Raw genomic sequence first — 15493 nt, forward strand, 5'->3', positions numbered from 1 at the left:
AGATCGCCCTTACCGACCTTCTCGACGGTCTGGATCGGCAGTCGCAGTGCCCGGTCCACGGTCCGCTCTCGCAGATCCGCCAGGATCGTCTCACCGAGCCGCTTGATCAGATAGGCAGCCACACCGGTGAACACACCGCCCACGATTGCGGCAGCGGCGATGATCACGACCACCCCGACGATCGTCGACGTGGGCGCGTTGTCCCGGACCCGGTCGACCAGGACGCCGAAGACGTAAATCGGCACCAAGGCCATCGCCGACGCCGAAGCCGCGACGATCAGGACCAGCAGGCTCTGCATCCGGTGTTCGGTCAGCGCCGCCCGCAACCACTTCCAGGTCTGGCGACCACTCGCGATCGGCAACAACTCGCGCTCTGTCACCTTCTCGGCGTTCTCCCCGGCCGGCATTTCGGTTGTCGTGTCCGTGGCCGTCACCGCAGCACCGCTCCTCGGTAGTTCGCGTCGCCGCGAGAGAGTTCGGAATGTGTGCCCGTCGAGGCGATCACTCCGTCGTTCAACACGATCACCCGATCCGTCACGGCCAGCAAGGCGGGGCTGCTGGTGATCAATACCGTCGTGTGGATGCCACCGGCACCCTCGTGCCGCAGTTGTGCGATTCCTTCGGCGATCGATGCCTCGGTAACCGCGTCCACCGCCGTCGTCGGATCGTGCAGGACCATCACGGGTGCCTGTGCCACCAAGGCGCGCGCGAGGGCGACGCGTTGCCGCTGGCCTCCCGACAAACTGGCGCCCCGATCGGTCACTTCGAGGTCGAGACCGTCCGGATGTGCGTCGACGACATCCGCCGCTGCCGACGCCACCAGAGCACTCTGGATGTCGAGAGCAGCGGCATCACCGGCGCCCGCGGTGACGTTCGACGCAAGCGACCCGGAGAACAGATCGGTGATGTGCGGCTCCACCAACACCGTCCGACGTGCCAATCGCAAGTCCATGTCGGACAGGCTGATTCCGCCAACCCTCACCACTCCGCGATACGCGTCCTGCGCCAGCTGACCGGACAGGACCGCGACAAGAGCGTCGGCGTCCTGCGGCTGGTAAGCCACGACGCCCAGCAGTTCTCCGGCAGGCAGATGCAGGTCGATGCCCTTGAGTGACTTGTACTCGACTCTGTCGAGAGTCAGGTCGGTGCCTTCGAGTTCGGTCTGCGAACCCGCGCCACGCAGTGGCTCCGCGTCCAAGACCAGTGCCAGTCGATCCGACGACGCTCGCGCCACCGCGAAGTATCCGGGAATGGACGCAAGCAATCCGAGCGGTTCGATGATGAACTGCGCAAGCCCCACCACGGTGATCAGTTCACCGACCGTGATCCGGTCCTGCAACGCGAAGTATCCCGCGAACCCCGCAACACCGACCGCGAGCAACGCACTGATGGTCGCGGCAACGCCGGTGTAGATACCGGTCGCCTTGGCCGTGCCGATCGTCGATGCGAGCGCTTGACGGCTGACCGTGCGGTAGCGCGCCGACGCGGTCTTCTCGCCGCCGACACCGCGCAGCGGACGCAATCCGCTGACCAGATCCGTAGCCATCGCCGACGCCCGAGCGATCGACGCCTGCTGACCGGTGGCCCTCGACGTGATGAGAGGCGCCGCCAATTGCAGCAGACCGAGAATGACCGGCGTTCCGATCAGAACGGCCAGCCCCAGCCAGAGGTCGATCCACACCAACGCCACCGCCGACGCCACCGCAGCTGTCAGGGCCGCAGCGGCGCGCGGGACGATGTCCGCGATCCACGAAGTCTGCTCGGCATCGGATGTCGAGACTGTCAGCAATTCACCCGAACGCAGATCGGTGCGCACCCCACGCGGATCGAGGACGCGGTGCGCCACCTCGAGCCGGAGGCGATGAGCCTCCCGCTGCATCGCGGTGACGATGAAGCGTGCGCCGAAGCGCCACGCGGCCGTCAGAACGAGAAACAGAGCCGCGAGACCGACGATGGAGACGATCAGGGCCGTGGTGTCCGAAGTCTCCACCGCACGGTCGATGATCACACCGATGGAGATCGGCACCGCCGTCTCGGTCAGTTGGTGCAGACAGACCAGAACCGTGCCGATGGCGAGCGGGCCACGGTTACGGACGAGGACACGTCGCAGAATCGCAGCACCGCTGTGATTGCCACTATCCGGCTCGTCCGAGTCGACGGTCACACTCGAGGGGGTCGAACTCATGGAACTCCAAGCATCGATGGAAGCGATAAAGTTGAGTACAGAGATAAGTAAGTCGACCCTAATACATGAGCAACTAGCGTCGACACGCCCAGTTCTCATAGAGTCGCGAGTAAGAACCATTGCTTGCGCCGTGCAGGCAAGCACGAGAGGAACATGATGGCTGAGAACACGACCGTCGAAACCGAGATCGCGGACGAGGACCTCGAGCCCGTAGCGGACGAAACTGCTCGTCAGGCACAGCGCGTCGTCGCTGCCTACGCGGAAGATGCCGACGAGTGCAGGATGCTGCTCTCGATGCTCGGTATCTCCCCCGCCGCCAAGCTCGACTGAATCTTTCCCTCACCGACCGAGAAGGAACCACGTGCCTGTCAGTCCGGATTCGACCAGTTCAACCCTTTCTGACAGCGCACCTGCTTCTTCGACCGGTGAAGCCGTGTCCGGGCAGGCTGAGTTCGTTGTCGTAGCGAACCGCCTGCCCGTCGACTTGGAACGGCTTCCCGACGGCACCACCCGCTGGAAGCGAAGCCCCGGCGGACTGGTCACCGCTCTCGAGCCGATCCTGCGCAGCAATCAGGGCGCGTGGGTGGGCTGGGCGGGGGTGGCGGACGCCGAGCTCGACCCCATCGTCGAAGACGGACTCGAGCTCTACCCCGTGCCGCTGAGCGCCGAGGAGATCAACGAGTACTACGAGGGATTCTCCAACGCCACCCTCTGGCCGCTCTATCACGACGTCATCGTCAAACCCGAGTACCACCGCGAATGGTGGAACGCCTACGTCGAGGTGAACCGGCGATTCGCCGAAGCCACCTCCAAGGCAGCGGCACAGGGCGCGACAGTCTGGATCCAGGACTACCAGCTGCAGTTGGTACCGAAGATGCTGCGGATGCTGCGCCCCGACCTGACCATCGGCTTCTTCCTGCACATTCCGTTTCCCCCGGTCGAGCTGTTCATGCAGATGCCGTGGCGCACCGAGATCGTCGAAGGCCTCCTCGGCGCCGACCTCATCGGCTTCCACCTTCCGGGTGGCGCACAGAACTTCCTGTACCTGGCCAGACGCCTTGCCGGGCAACAGACTTCACGTGGAACCGTCGGCGTCCGCTCCAAACTCGGTGTGGTGCAAGTAGGTTTCCGTAGCGTCCGCGTCGGCGCCTTCCCTATCTCCATCGACTCCGGCAAGCTCGACGAGCTCTCGCGCACCAAGGCAATTCGAGACCGCGCCAAGCAGATTCGCAAAGAACTCGGAAACCCCAAGCACATCATGCTGGGCGTCGACCGCCTCGACTACACCAAAGGCATCGACGTCAGGCTCGCTGCGCTCCACGAACTTCTCATGGAGAAGCGCATCGATCCCGCCGACACCGTCATGGTGCAGCTGGCGACCCCGAGCCGCGAACGCGTCGAAAGCTACGTACAGATGCGCGGAGACATCGAGCAGAAGGTCTCCCGGATCAATGGCGAGTTCAGCGAAGTCGGCCGCCCCGTCGTCCATTACATCCATCGGCCGATCCCACGCGACGAACTGGTCGCGTTCTTCGTCGCCGCCGATCTCATGCTCGTCACGCCGCTGCGTGACGGCATGAACCTCGTCGCGAAGGAATACGTCGCCTGCCGCAGTGATCTGGGTGGTGCATTGCTGCTCAGCGAATTCACCGGTGCCGCAGCAGAACTCCGCCAGGCATTCCTGTGCAATCCTCACGACCTCGACGACGTCAAGGATTCGATGGAGAAGGCCCTCAATCAACCGCGCGAGGACGGCCGGCGCCACATGCGTGCGCTACGTCGTCAGGTCCTGACGCACGACGTCGACCGCTGGGCGCGCTCGTTCCTCGACGCGCTCGCACACGGCGGTGCCGCAGGCCCGGCGCTTATCGCCCCGGCCGAAGCACAAGACCACTGAGGACAGTGCACAAAGGCTGAGGCCGCGGAGAGTGAATCTCCGCGGCCCCAGCCTCTTTCGTACCCGACTCCAGCCTTCGTGTGTTTGATCAGAAGGGTTGGACGTTGTTCACGAGCCAACGCCCGTCCTGCTTCTCCAGACTCATCTTCACGCGACTGCCACTGGCAACGGCTTCGGGCGATTCCGAAGACGTCGTGATCTGATTGAGGAACAGCATCGTCGTCGCGCTGTCTGCCTCGGCGTCGAGAACCGCGGCACCCTGGACGACGACCTGAACGGTCAGCGACTTTTCCTTGGCTCCCGGAATGATCACCGATTCGATCAGGTTGGTGAACGTGCCCTGGAAATCGCCCGTCAAACCGTCTGTGGCCGCGTGCAACTGCTGATCGACGTTGTTGTAGTCGTACTGGAACATCGCAACCGCCTGATCGGAAGAGGCCTGTGCCACTTCGTCTCTGGTCTGATCGATCGCTGCGGTGTCACGCGTTCCGTCCGGACCGAAGTAGAGATACGCCGACACTGCCGCCAACGCGATGGCCACTGCACTGATGACGCACAGGATGATGGCGAGCGGTGAGGCGCGCTTCGGCTTCGGCGAAACTTGCTTGGACGTCTCGGGGTTCACTTCTGGGGTCATGGCACAAACTCCACATTCGAGGCAAGCAACTGCCCGTCGACGTCGCACATGGTGATTCGGAGTCGGTAGTTGCGTTCGGCGGGCGCTTCGTCGCCGTTCTTCTGCATCGCGCGCACCGCGACCAATGAAGTCCCGCAATTGCCGTCGGATTTCTCGAACCCGGCCTCGAGCACCTCGCCGTCGGTTTGAACTCCGGCCTGCCCGAGGACGTTGACGAACGAATCCTTGCGTCCGTCGAACTGCGACTTGAACTCGTCGGTGGTGCCGGCGAGGAACTTGTCGAGGTCGGCAGCCGCTGTATCCGCGTGCAGTGTCGTCAGATTCAGTGCGGTGGTCCGGGCACCGGCCACGTAGCGGGCTCGGTCCTCGTCGGCATTGGACGCCTTGTTCCGGTCGACGAGAAGAAACACCGTCAGGGCCGCAAGAGCAACAGCGATCACCGAAGCAATGGCGATCCCGACTACCAACCCGGCCTTGGGCTTCGAACGAACAGGGGTGTCCACAGCAGTTTCTGCGGGGGTTTCGGCGGTACCGGTCGGCTCAGCCTCGGTCGTGACCTGATCACCGCTGACGACCTTCTCAGGTGGAGTATCGGGCTTGCCCAAAGCAACTGGCGCCGCCGCCTTCTGCTCAGCTGGCTTCTGCTCGGCCGGCTTCTGCTCGGCCGCCTTCTGCTCGGCTGGCTTCTGCTCGGCTGGCTTCTGTTCGGCCGACTTCTTTTCGGTGGGCACTACTACCGCGGCAGCGTCTGCATCCGCACCCGTGGGTCCGGCGCTGCGGGACGCGCGACGGCGCACCCGCTGCCCGGCCTGTGGATCTTCGTCTGTCATCAACCCTGCTGACCCTTCATGAACTGTTCGAGACTGACGTCGCCGCCACCGAGGTTCGGTTGCGAGTACGTCCTTCCGTCCGGCCCGATGTACGTGCCTGTAATCGGATCGTACCGACGAGCCGAGACCGAAGGCGTCGACGTGTACGAGCTCGGGGTCGCGGTAATCGGTTCCGGAGGCCCGGATTGCGGGTTCGTGCCCATCGGTACGTAGCCGGAACGGCACTGTTCGACCGTCGGCGCACGACGTCCCGGATACTCCTCGCAGGGAAGGTTTCTCGCGCCGCGCACGGCGATCGGCGAATCCTGGGCAACCTGGCAGAAGAGATCCGTCGGCGTCTCGATTGGTGATTCGTCCTTCGGACTGCGCCACTGCTCTGCGGGCAGGAATCCTGTAGTGCACGGCGGCGGGTCGTTGACCTCCATGTGGAAGTCCACCAGTGCACCATCCGCAGCCGGGCCGGAGCCTGCCACCGTGACCAGCGCCGCGGCCAGCGGCGGGTAGATGACCAGAATCTGCTCGATCGCGTTGTTGTAGATCACGCCGACCTGTCCGACGGACACGAGGTTCGCCAGAAGAATCGGCAATGTCGGCTGCATGTCTTGCAGAAGAGCATTCGCCTCCGCCGCTGCGGCCGGACCCTTCTGGATGACGGCACGCAGATCAGGGTCGCTGGCGCGGAGCTGGTCGGTGAACGTCACCAGATTGCTTGTCCAGGAACGGATGGCGTCGCTGCTGACCACCTGGGTGTCCAGGAGTGGACCGGCCTGCTCGATCAGGGTCTTGGTCGCGTCGGAGTTGTTGTTCGCCTCTTCGACGAACAGCCGAGCCGAGTCGATCAGCTTCTGCAGATCCGGGCCGGCACCGTTGAACGCCTTGAAGGATTCGTCGATGACGGTCTTGAGCTTGGTGTCGGAAATGCTCTGCAGCAACAGATCTGCCTGATCGAGCATCGCGCCGACATCCTGGGGAATGCTGGTTCGGTCTTCGGGAATCACCGATCCGTTTTCCAGATGCCCGTCGACCACGATCGCTCCGGAGCTGTCGGTGTGCGGAATCAGATCGACGAACTGCTCGCCGATCGCCGACACACTCTTGACCGCAGCGTCGACGTCCGAGGGCACCTTGACGCCGCTCTCGAGAGACAGTCGCGCATTCACGCCCGTTTCCGACAACTCCACCGCGTTCACGACACCGATGGTCTGACCGCGGTAGGTGACGTTCGAGTTCTTGTACAGCCCACCGGTGGCGGGCAATTCGACAGTGACGTCGTAACGGCCGATACCGACCATCGCCGGAACACGCACGTACTGAGTGGCCATCACGATCAAACCGACGACCGTCAAGACGGCGAAGATGGTGAGCTGGATACGGACGAACTTTGTGAGCATCATGGTGCCGGTGCCCCCTGAGGAAGTCCTGGAATGTTGATCGGCGGAAGTCCCGGAATCTGAATGGTATTCGGATCCGCTGCCGGGGCCTGCGCAGCGGGAGCCTGTCCGGCGGGAGCTTGTGCCGGCGGTGCGGCAGGCTTGAGCGGATCGCTCAACGGGTTGCCTGTCTGTCCGGCGAGCCCCGCCTGCTTACCCAACACGCCTTCTGGTCCGGAGAGTGTTCCGGCCAACGGAGTTCCGGTGAGGAAGTTCGCGTCGAGTCGGGGCAGCGAGATGTCGATGGTCATCGCCAGGTTGGCATAGTCACCGCGGATGACGTTGTCGATTCCGTTCTGTGGGAACGGGAACGTCAAGAGGACTCCGAGAACCTGAGTGAGAGCGTTACCCGAATCCGCCAAGGCCTTCAGAGTCGGCGAAAGAGCCCGAACGTTGGTCGCGAAATCGTCGCCGCTCTCCTGGATGACGCGACTGGCCACCTCGCTGAGACCACCGAGGGAGGTCAACGCGTTGGTGATGTCCTGACGCTGAGCGACAAGAATCTCGAGTGCCGGCGGAATACCTTCGAGCGCTTTGTTCAAGGTGTCGTGCTGTGCCTGGACGGTCGAGGACAGTCGATCGAGTCCTTCCATCGCCGAAACGATGTCGCCTCGTTGCTTGTCCAGACTTCCGACCAGCTGATCGAGCTGAGGCAGGAGGTCTCGAACGGAATCTTCACGCCCACCGAGAGCGGCGTTGAGTTCCTTCGTGATGTCCTGAACCTGAGCGAGACCGCCGCCGTTGAGAACAACCGACAGCGACGACAGCGTCTGTTCCGTCGTCGGGTAAGCGCCCGCTCGCTCGATCGGAATCAGGTCACCGGCTTCGAGTCGGCCCTCGGGCTCTTCTCCAACCGGCGGCGCCAACTCGATGTGCTGAGAGCCGAGCAAGCTGGTCTGACCGATTTTTGCCGTCGCGTTGGCCGGCAACTGAACCTCGGGATTCAGCGACACCGTCACCAGAGCGTGCCAGCCTTGAACCTCGATGTTCGAAACGCTTCCCACTGCCACGTCATCCACCCGGACGGGCGAATTCTGCGACAGCGTAGTCACGTTCGGCATCTCGATCTGAACCTCGTATGCGCCTTCGCCCCGGCCTTGAGTGCCTGGCATCGGCACCGAGTTGAGACCGTTCCATTCACAACCGCTGGCGCCGAGAGCCACTGCCGTGGCCAACACCGCAACCGTGGTCTTGCGAGCTACCCGCATCAGTTCCCTCCGCCCATGTTGAAGAGTTCGGCGAGATCCTTGGGAACACTCGTCATGGGAGCACCTGACATCGGTCCTGCGACGGTTTCCGGCTGATTCTGACTTGCCGCTTCCAATCCCGGTTCGGTGTAGACGATCTGATCCGGGAAAGCCTGCACGCCCGCGACCGGGTTGAACAGGAATCCGGGGTAGTTGCCGATCATCGTGCTGAGCACCGGCCCGAGGTACTGCTTACACAGGTCGGCACTGTTCTGGGAGTTACCACTCTCGATACCTTCGATGGAACCACAGATCCACTGGATCGGATTCTTGAAGTTACTCAGTGCAATTGCGCCGGTCATACTGCCCTGAGCCGGCTTGTAGATCTGATAGAAGTTGGCAAGCGACGTCGGTCCGGAGTGCAGAACCTGCTCGATCTCCGGGCGCTTGTCAGTCAGTACCTGAGTGGCATCGGCGAGACGCGCAACCGATTCGCTCAGTCCCTCGCTGTTGTCCTTGACGAACCGCTGGACGTCGCCGACGGCCAGGTCGAGATCGCTGAGGGCGGTACCCAACTCGTCGGAGCTGCTTGCGAGAACGCTTGTCACCGAAGCGAGGTGACCGCTGAACTGCACGATCTGCTCGTTACTCGAGGACAACGCAGTGACAAACGCCTGCAGGTTCCGAATGGTGGAGAACAAATCGGTCCGGCCTTCGGACAGCGTGTGCATCGTGGCCGAGAGTTCGCGCAGCGTCGACCGAATCGACTCACCGTTACCGTCGAGGTTCGTTCCCACGGTGTCGATGAATCGACCGAGGGAACCCTGATCGTCCAGACCCTCCGGTCCGAGGGCGTCCGACAGTTTGGTCAATTCAGTCTTGATCTCGTCCCACTCCACCGGAACGGCGGTGCGCTCGATCGGGATCTCGCCGCCGTTGGGCATCTGTTCCCCGCCGGAGTACACGGGGGTCAATTGCACGAAGCGTGCGGACACGAGGCTTTGAGCAACGATGAGCGCCTTGGCATCTGCCGGAACGTCGACGCTCGAGTCGATCTTCATCTCGACGTACGTGTCCCGATCACGCGGTTCGATCTTCGTCACCTTGCCGACGTTGACACCGAGCACTCGCACGACATCGCCCTCGTAGAGACCGGTGGTCGAGACGAAGTGCGCGGAGATCTTGGTCTTGCCCAGGCCAGGGATGAAGAGGTAGGCCGCACCCGCCACGAGCAGCGCGACCAGCACACCCGCTCCGATCAGCACCCACTTCTTGCGTGGGTTGGTGGAGCCCTGTGGATCCTGTGAAGTCATGGTCTCGGTCATTCTCCCGGCCCCCTGATCGTCGGTGGAATACCGGGGAAGAAGTCTTCCAGGTCGCCCGGAACCTGCTCGGGCGCGACGCTGGTGTCCACCAGGGTCTTCCACCAGTTGCTCGGCAGAATGTTGATGATGAAGGCGTCGAAGAACGGGCCGCTGGCCACGGTCTCACCGAGCGCGGTGATGTACGGTCCGAGTCCGTCGAGCGCTCCCGCGATGTTGTCCTTGTTCTGCTGGAGAACCTCGGCGACCGAATTCAGCTTCTCGAGGGTCGGCCCCATCTGAGCCTCGTTCTCCTGCACCAGCGCTGACAGTTGACGTGACACTGCGCCGGTGTTGACGATCAGTTCGCTGATCGCGTCACGCCGCAAGCTCAGTTCGGCAAACAACTTGTTGCCGTCGACCAGCAACGAATCGATCTGACCGCTTCTGTCGGAAAGGATCTTGGTGACATCTTCGGCCCGCGAGAGCAATTGGAGCAGGCTCTCGTCGCGTGAGTTGATGCTCTGCGAAAGCCGCGTCATTCCGTCCAATGCGGTGCGAAGTTCTGGCGGAGTATCGGCCAGGGTGTCCGAGATCGCGTTGAGCGAATCGTTGATCTGTTCCGTGTCGAGTTCGGACACCGTTGTCCCGAGGTCACCCAGAGCGTCGTTGAGCGAGTACGGGGAGTTGGTGCGCTCGATAGGAATCGGCGTGTCCGTCCGCAGCAGTCCGGATCCTTCCGGCCGCACCGCTAAAGACTTTCGGCCGAGAACCGTGTTGGTCTTGATATCGGCCGCTGTCTGCTCGCCCAGGGCGACGCCGTCCTGAACGGTGAAGGTGACCAGTACCTTCTGGTCGTCGAGTTCGACGTCGCTGACCTTGCCGACATTCACGCCGGCCATGGTCACGTTGTCGCCGGCGACCAAGCCGCCGGCATCTTGGAAGTACGCCGAGTAGCGAATGCCGCCGTTGATGAACTGGAGTTGATCGTATTGAAGCGCGGCACCCACGGTTGCCACCGCCAGGACGAGACCGATGACACCGATCTGTACCGGATTGCGTTCACGGGTAGGGGTCATGAGACTTTTGCGCACCTTCCCGTGTCCTGCACTGCCGTGGGCAAGATGATCGTCGTTCCGTCAGGTCCGGAGAACTTGAAAGTGTTGGCGCACAGGTAGAACTGGAAGAACGCTCCGTACGTGCCCACTCGGATCAGCTTCCGGTAGTCGGACGGCAGACGACCGAGAGCGGTATTGATGTCGTCCTTGCCCAGGTCCAGCTGCGTCATCGTTCGGTTGGTCTCCCCGATCAGCGTCTGGATGTCCGGACGTGTCGCCTGCAGCAACGACGCGAGATCTCCCGTGGCACCGGCGATCTCGGTGATCGAGTTGCCGATCGGGCCACTGTCCTTCGCCAATCCACTGACCAACTGCTGGAGCTGATCGATCGTGGTGGAGAACTGATCGCCCTTGTCGTTGATGGTGCCGAGTACGTCGTTGAGATTGGTGATGACGTCCCCGATCAGCTGGTCTCGGTCCGCCAACGTGCTGGTGAACGAACTGGTGTTTCCCAGCAACGAAACCAGCGTTCCGCCCTGGCCCTGGAGTACCTGCAGCAGTGCCCCGGAGAGGTCGTTGACCTGCTGCGGGTCGAGCGAACGAAGCAGCGGCTTGAATCCGCCGAGCAGCAGATCCAGATCGAGAGCGGGCGACGTCTGATCGACCGGAATGGATCCACCCGACGGAAGCGTCTCGGTGGAACCGGCGCCCTCGAGCAGTTCCATGTAGCGATCGCCCACCAGGTTCTCGTAGCGCACAGTCGCTTTGGTGCTCTTCATCAGCGAGTACTTGGTGTCGACGTCGAACTCGACCTCGGCCTGGTTGGAGTCACCGATGGACACTCCGGTGACCGACCCGACCGGAACACCGGCGATGCGGACCTTGTCGCCGGACTTGAGTCCCGAGACGTCCGAGAAGGTGGCGTGAAATCCGTTGCTGCTGCTGAAGCGCACCTGACTGAAGACGATCGCCAGTCCGGCGAAGATGACCGCCATGACGACGGTGAAAATCAGCAGCTTGACCGTGGTCGGTCTCATCACTTCCCGTCTTCCTGCTCGTAGGAGTCACCGAAGAGATACTGGAAAATGGTCGGCACGGTAACGCGCAGTTCGGTGTTGGGAACGAAGGGCACGTTGCCGGTGTTGGTGACTGCGAACGGTGCATGCCCGTCGACCTTCGGATCGAATTCGGGCAGACCATAACAATTGGGTCCGCCGGAGGCCGCGACCTTGGGGAGAGATTGCGGATTCTGGTACGCCTCGGCGCCGTACATGAAGCTCGCACTCAGCATCAGTGCCGCTTTGTCACCGGTGCCTGCCAGTGGCTCGAACTTGATCCGGCCGTCGTTCAACCCGACGATGAAGCACGTCAGACCCGACGAGTACTTGTCGAGCAGGGTCGTCGTCGCGGTCAGAGTGTCGAGGGCGGTGGTCAGGTTCTGCTCGTTGTCGGTCAACAACGCGTTGCCGGTGTCCGCGAGGCCGGTGACGTTGAGCAACAGCAAGTCGAGGTTTGCCTGCTCGGCCACGATCGATCCGCTTGTCGCGGTGGCATTGTCGAGAATGCGCATCAGATCCGGTGCCACGTCGGCGTACAGATTGGTGACATCGGCGGCGCCGACCAAGTCTTCCTGGAGCTGCGGCAGAACCGGATTCATCTTCTTCAGATAGGTGTCACCGAGCTCGAGAACCTCACCCAGCGACTCGCCGCGCCCGTTGAGTGCAGTGGAGATCGCGCCGAGTGTGGCGTTGAGCTTTTCCGGTTCGATCTTCGCGAGTACGTCCGAAAGATGTTCGAAGACACTGTTGAACTCGACGGTGACGCTGTCCGAAGCGATGACAGCACCCTCCTGGATCGGCTGGGTCGACGGATCGTCGGGAATCACGATGTTGACGTACTTCGCACCGAACACCGTGGTGGTCTTGATCTCCACCCGGGCGTTCGACGGAATCTTCGACATCTGGCCCGGATCCATCGCCAACTTCAGGTTTGCCTGGTCGCCGTCGAGGGAGATCGATTCGACGCGGCCGACCTGCACTCCACGCAACTTCACCTTGGCATTGGGTTCCATGACGAGGCCGGCACGCGTGGACGTCACGGTGATGGGCGTGCTCTTGGTGAACCCACCCGAGAACATGGTGAGAGCAACGGCGACGATCGCCACGAGTCCGAGGACCAGGCCGGCTGCGGCCAACTTCTTGTGCCATCTGGGTACGGTCATCGCTTGCCCGCCTATCCCGACAGGTTGAAGTTGCCGGACCCGCCGTAGATGGCGAGTGAGATGAGCAGGGTGACCGTGACGACCGCGATCAACGAGGCGCGCACTGCGTTACCCACCGCGACACCGACGCCGACCGGGCCACCGGTTGCGTTGAAGCCGTAGTAGGTGTGGATGAGCATGACGGCCAGCGCCATGACTATCGCCTGAGCGAACGACCACAGTATGTCCGTGGGTATCAGGAAGGTCGTGAAGTAGTGGTCGTACACGCCGCCGGACTGGTTGTAGAGGAACACCGTCGCAAAGCGGCTGGCGACGAACGACGCGATCACCGCCAGTGAGTACAGCGGGATGATCGCGATCATGCCGGCCATGACGCGGGTGCTGACCAGATACGGAATCGACGGGATCGCCATCGTCTCCAGCGCGTCGATCTCTTCGGAGACGCGCATCGCACCGAGCTGCGCGGTGGAGCCGGCGCCGATGGTCGCGGCGAGGCCGATTCCGGCGATGACCGGCGCTGCGATGCGAACGTTGATGAAGGCGGCGAAGAAGCCCGTCAGTGCTTCGACGCCGATGTTGCCCAGCGAGCTGTAACCCTGAACGGCGATGGTGCCACCGGTGAACAGTGTCAGGAATCCGACGATCACGACGGTGCCACCGATGACGGCGAGCGCACCGGTGCCCATGCTGATCTCGGCGATCAGTCGCAGAGTTTCACGTGGATAGCGCATCAGCGCCTTGGGAGCGTGACCGAGAGCCTTCGCGAAGAACAGCGCTTGATCACCGATGCTGTCGATACTGCGAGAGATCGAGCCGATCTGTCGACGTGTGCGCGGGAAGCGTCCCGCTGCGGCCAACGCCATCAGATCTCCTCCCGTCTTTCGTTTGTCGTTCTGTCCACTTCGATCTCTCCGACTGCCGTGGGCCTCATCCGGCCGTCAACTTGATACCGATGGTCGTGATGAGCACGTTGACGACGAAGAGCGCCATGAACGCGAACACGACGGTCTGGTTGACCGCGTCACCGACGCTCTTGGCGCCGCCTTTGACGTTGAGTCCGAGGTAGGCCGCAACCAGGCCGGCGATCATGCCGAACAGCCCTGCTTTGACCATGGAGAGCATGAGCTCACCGAATCCGGTGAGCAGTGTGATGCCGTTGACGAAGGCGCCGGGGTTCACGTCCTGGATGAACACGGAGAAGACGAAACCGCCGAGGATGCCGATGGTGCAGACCAGTCCGTTGAGGAGCAGCGCCACACCTGTCGACGCGAGCACTCGGGGAACGACCAACCGGTGGATGGGATTGATCCCGAGCACCTTCATGGCGTCGATCTCTTCGCGGATGGTTCGGGCCGAAAGATCCGCGCAGATGGCGGTTGCGCCGGCGCCGGCGACGATCAGCACTGTGACGATGGGGCCGACCTGTGTGACGGTGCCGAGGGCAGCTCCGGCACCACTGAGGTCGGCTGCACCGATCTCGCGCAAGAGAATGTTGATGGTGAAGCTGACCAGCACCGTGAACGGGATTGCGACCAGCACCGTCGGCACCATCGAGACTCGGGCCACGAACCAGGCCTGATCGATGAACTCTTGCCGCTGGAAAGGGCGGGAGAAGACTGCCCTCAAGGTTTGGGCGGACATCTGAAAGAAGCCACCGACCGCTCGTAATGGCACCTCGACGAGGTCTACCATTCGCCCTCCTCGTCCTTGGTTGCCGCAGTACTGTCTGTTCTCATAGTCCAGCCCCCGACAGCTTGTGACTCAGGTCATATTAACTAGAACGTGTTCACCTGTCAAAAACAAGTGTCCAACTCTAAGGAGTAGCCTCACGGCGCCGATCCGAAACCGGAAGATCGGAGACATGGGAAGCATCCCTTTTCGATGCAATTTTCGCCGAAATATCCTGGAAATTAATACTTTTGAATGATCGGCGCCTTTCGGCGCCAGGTTCGAAATTCAGCCATGCGAGAGCCTTGACTGGGCACGCCGATCGAATATCGCATCGTTCGCAGGAATGCAAAATTGGAACACAGTCCAGTTTTTTCGAGACCGTTGGTCTCGTTACGGAACGCAGGCAAACTGCCGCGCCCACCGACTCGTGAACACGCTATTTCTACCAGGAAGTGGACACGTAGACCGTCTGAGTGTGAACAACGGTTCTACGTGTCGCGAGCACCGTTCAGCCCAGCGCCCTCAAGGCCGCCGATGCCGAGAACATCTTTGCCGGGTCACGGCCTGCGAAGTAGTCACCCATCACTGCGGACAGCGTTTCCGGCGACCAAGAATCTCCCTCGGCGTCGAACCGCTGCTCGACGACGGGCGCCGCCATCAGCGCAACCATCGGTCCGTACACCACGAATACCTGACCGTTGACGGCGTCGGCCGCTGGTGATGCCAGGTACGAGACGAGCGATGCCACATGCTCGGGCGAGAGCGGATCGATGCCGTCGGCCGGCGCGTCACCGAACACACCTTCGGTCATCGACGTCCGTGCCCGCGGGCAGATCGCGTTGGCCCGTACGCCGTAGCGCGAGAGCCCACGTGCGGCCGACAACGTCAGCGCCGTGATTCCGGCTTTTGCAGCGCCGTAGTTGGGCTGCCCTTCCGGTCCGAGAAGGCCCGCCTCCGAAGAAGTGTTGACGATGCGCCCGTACACCGGCGCCCCGGCTTCCTTGGATTTCGCCCGCCAGTAGGCAGCGGCGTTGCGGCACAGGAGGAAATGGCCGCGAAGATGAACTTCGAGTACC

15 protein-coding genes are annotated in these 15493 nt (G+C 62.3%); 2 read left to right on the top strand and 13 right to left on the bottom strand.

Annotation, left to right across the window (positions count from 1 at the left end; all coding sequences use genetic code 11):
• A partial coding sequence (locus tag ACYP01_RS10360; protein ID WP_459680230.1) for an ABC transporter transmembrane domain-containing protein occupies positions 1-407 on the bottom strand: 407 nt, incomplete at its 3' end.
• 23 nt (positions 408-430) lie between these two features.
• A complete protein-coding gene (locus tag ACYP01_RS10365; protein ID WP_459679821.1) occupies positions 431-2185 on the bottom strand; it encodes an ABC transporter ATP-binding protein in 1755 nt (584 codons plus the stop codon).
• 156 nt (positions 2186-2341) lie between these two features.
• Between ACYP01_RS10365 and ACYP01_RS10370 the strand changes: the two genes are divergently transcribed.
• Together ACYP01_RS10370 and ACYP01_RS10375 are read left to right on the top strand one after the other, a co-directional pair.
• On the top strand, positions 2342-2515 hold the full coding sequence (locus ACYP01_RS10370; protein ID WP_164490548.1) for a hypothetical protein: 174 nt from the start codon (positions 2342-2344) through the stop codon (positions 2513-2515).
• A 103-nt stretch (positions 2516-2618) separates the two neighbouring features.
• Entirely contained in the window at positions 2619-4082 is a 1464-nt protein-coding gene (locus ACYP01_RS10375) for an alpha,alpha-trehalose-phosphate synthase (UDP-forming) (RefSeq protein ID WP_085989962.1), read from the top strand.
• Positions 4083-4170: 88 nt separating this feature from the next.
• Here the strand turns inward: ACYP01_RS10375 and ACYP01_RS10380 are convergent, their stop codons facing one another.
• From ACYP01_RS10380 to ACYP01_RS10430, 11 genes are all read right to left on the bottom strand, one after another.
• The gene (locus ACYP01_RS10380; protein WP_007734345.1) at positions 4171-4719 is read right to left on the bottom strand and encodes a hypothetical protein; all 549 of its coding nucleotides are present in this window, start codon (positions 4717-4719) and stop codon (positions 4171-4173) included.
• Positions 4716-5549 carry a hypothetical protein gene (locus tag ACYP01_RS10385; protein WP_459679826.1) on the bottom strand — a complete coding sequence of 278 codons (834 nt, stop codon included), beginning with the start codon at positions 5547-5549 and terminating at the stop codon, positions 4716-4718. Before ACYP01_RS10385 ends, ACYP01_RS10380 begins: the two co-directional genes overlap by 4 nt.
• Positions 5549-6943 carry an MCE family protein gene (locus ACYP01_RS10390; protein ID WP_459679828.1) on the bottom strand — a complete coding sequence of 465 codons (1395 nt, stop codon included), beginning with the start codon at positions 6941-6943 and terminating at the stop codon, positions 5549-5551. The genes ACYP01_RS10385 and ACYP01_RS10390 overlap by 1 nt, the downstream gene beginning before the upstream one ends.
• Positions 6940-8187 carry an MCE family protein gene (locus ACYP01_RS10395; protein WP_007734342.1) on the bottom strand — a complete coding sequence of 416 codons (1248 nt, stop codon included), beginning with the start codon at positions 8185-8187 and terminating at the stop codon, positions 6940-6942. The genes ACYP01_RS10390 and ACYP01_RS10395 overlap by 4 nt, the downstream gene beginning before the upstream one ends.
• Positions 8187-9491 (bottom strand): MCE family protein, encoded by a 1305-nt coding sequence (locus ACYP01_RS10400; RefSeq protein WP_007734341.1) that lies wholly within the window; start codon positions 9489-9491, stop codon positions 8187-8189. The genes ACYP01_RS10395 and ACYP01_RS10400 overlap by 1 nt, the downstream gene beginning before the upstream one ends.
• Positions 9488-10546: an MCE family protein gene (locus tag ACYP01_RS10405; protein ID WP_322000403.1), complete on the bottom strand. Its 1059-nt coding sequence runs from the start codon at positions 10544-10546 to the stop codon at positions 9488-9490. The genes ACYP01_RS10400 and ACYP01_RS10405 overlap by 4 nt, the downstream gene beginning before the upstream one ends.
• Entirely contained in the window at positions 10543-11562 is a 1020-nt protein-coding gene (locus ACYP01_RS10410) for an MCE family protein (protein ID WP_314675044.1), read from the bottom strand. Before ACYP01_RS10410 ends, ACYP01_RS10405 begins: the two co-directional genes overlap by 4 nt.
• Positions 11562-12746, bottom strand: a complete 1185-nt coding sequence (locus tag ACYP01_RS10415) for an MCE family protein (RefSeq protein WP_042449518.1) — start codon at positions 12744-12746, stop codon at positions 11562-11564. The genes ACYP01_RS10410 and ACYP01_RS10415 overlap by 1 nt, the downstream gene beginning before the upstream one ends.
• An 11-nt stretch (positions 12747-12757) precedes the next feature.
• Complete coding sequence (locus ACYP01_RS10420; protein ID WP_003945759.1) at positions 12758-13609, bottom strand: MlaE family ABC transporter permease; 852 nt, start codon at positions 13607-13609, stop codon at positions 12758-12760.
• Between the two features lie 64 nt (positions 13610-13673).
• A complete protein-coding gene (locus ACYP01_RS10425) occupies positions 13674-14438 on the bottom strand; it encodes an MlaE family ABC transporter permease (RefSeq protein ID WP_003945687.1) in 765 nt (254 codons plus the stop codon).
• A 487-nt stretch (positions 14439-14925) separates the two neighbouring features.
• Positions 14926-15493: SDR family oxidoreductase (locus ACYP01_RS10430; protein WP_459679836.1), on the bottom strand; the 568-nt coding region annotated here is incomplete at its 5' end.

The organism is Rhodococcus sp. no. 34, assembly GCF_054589475.1.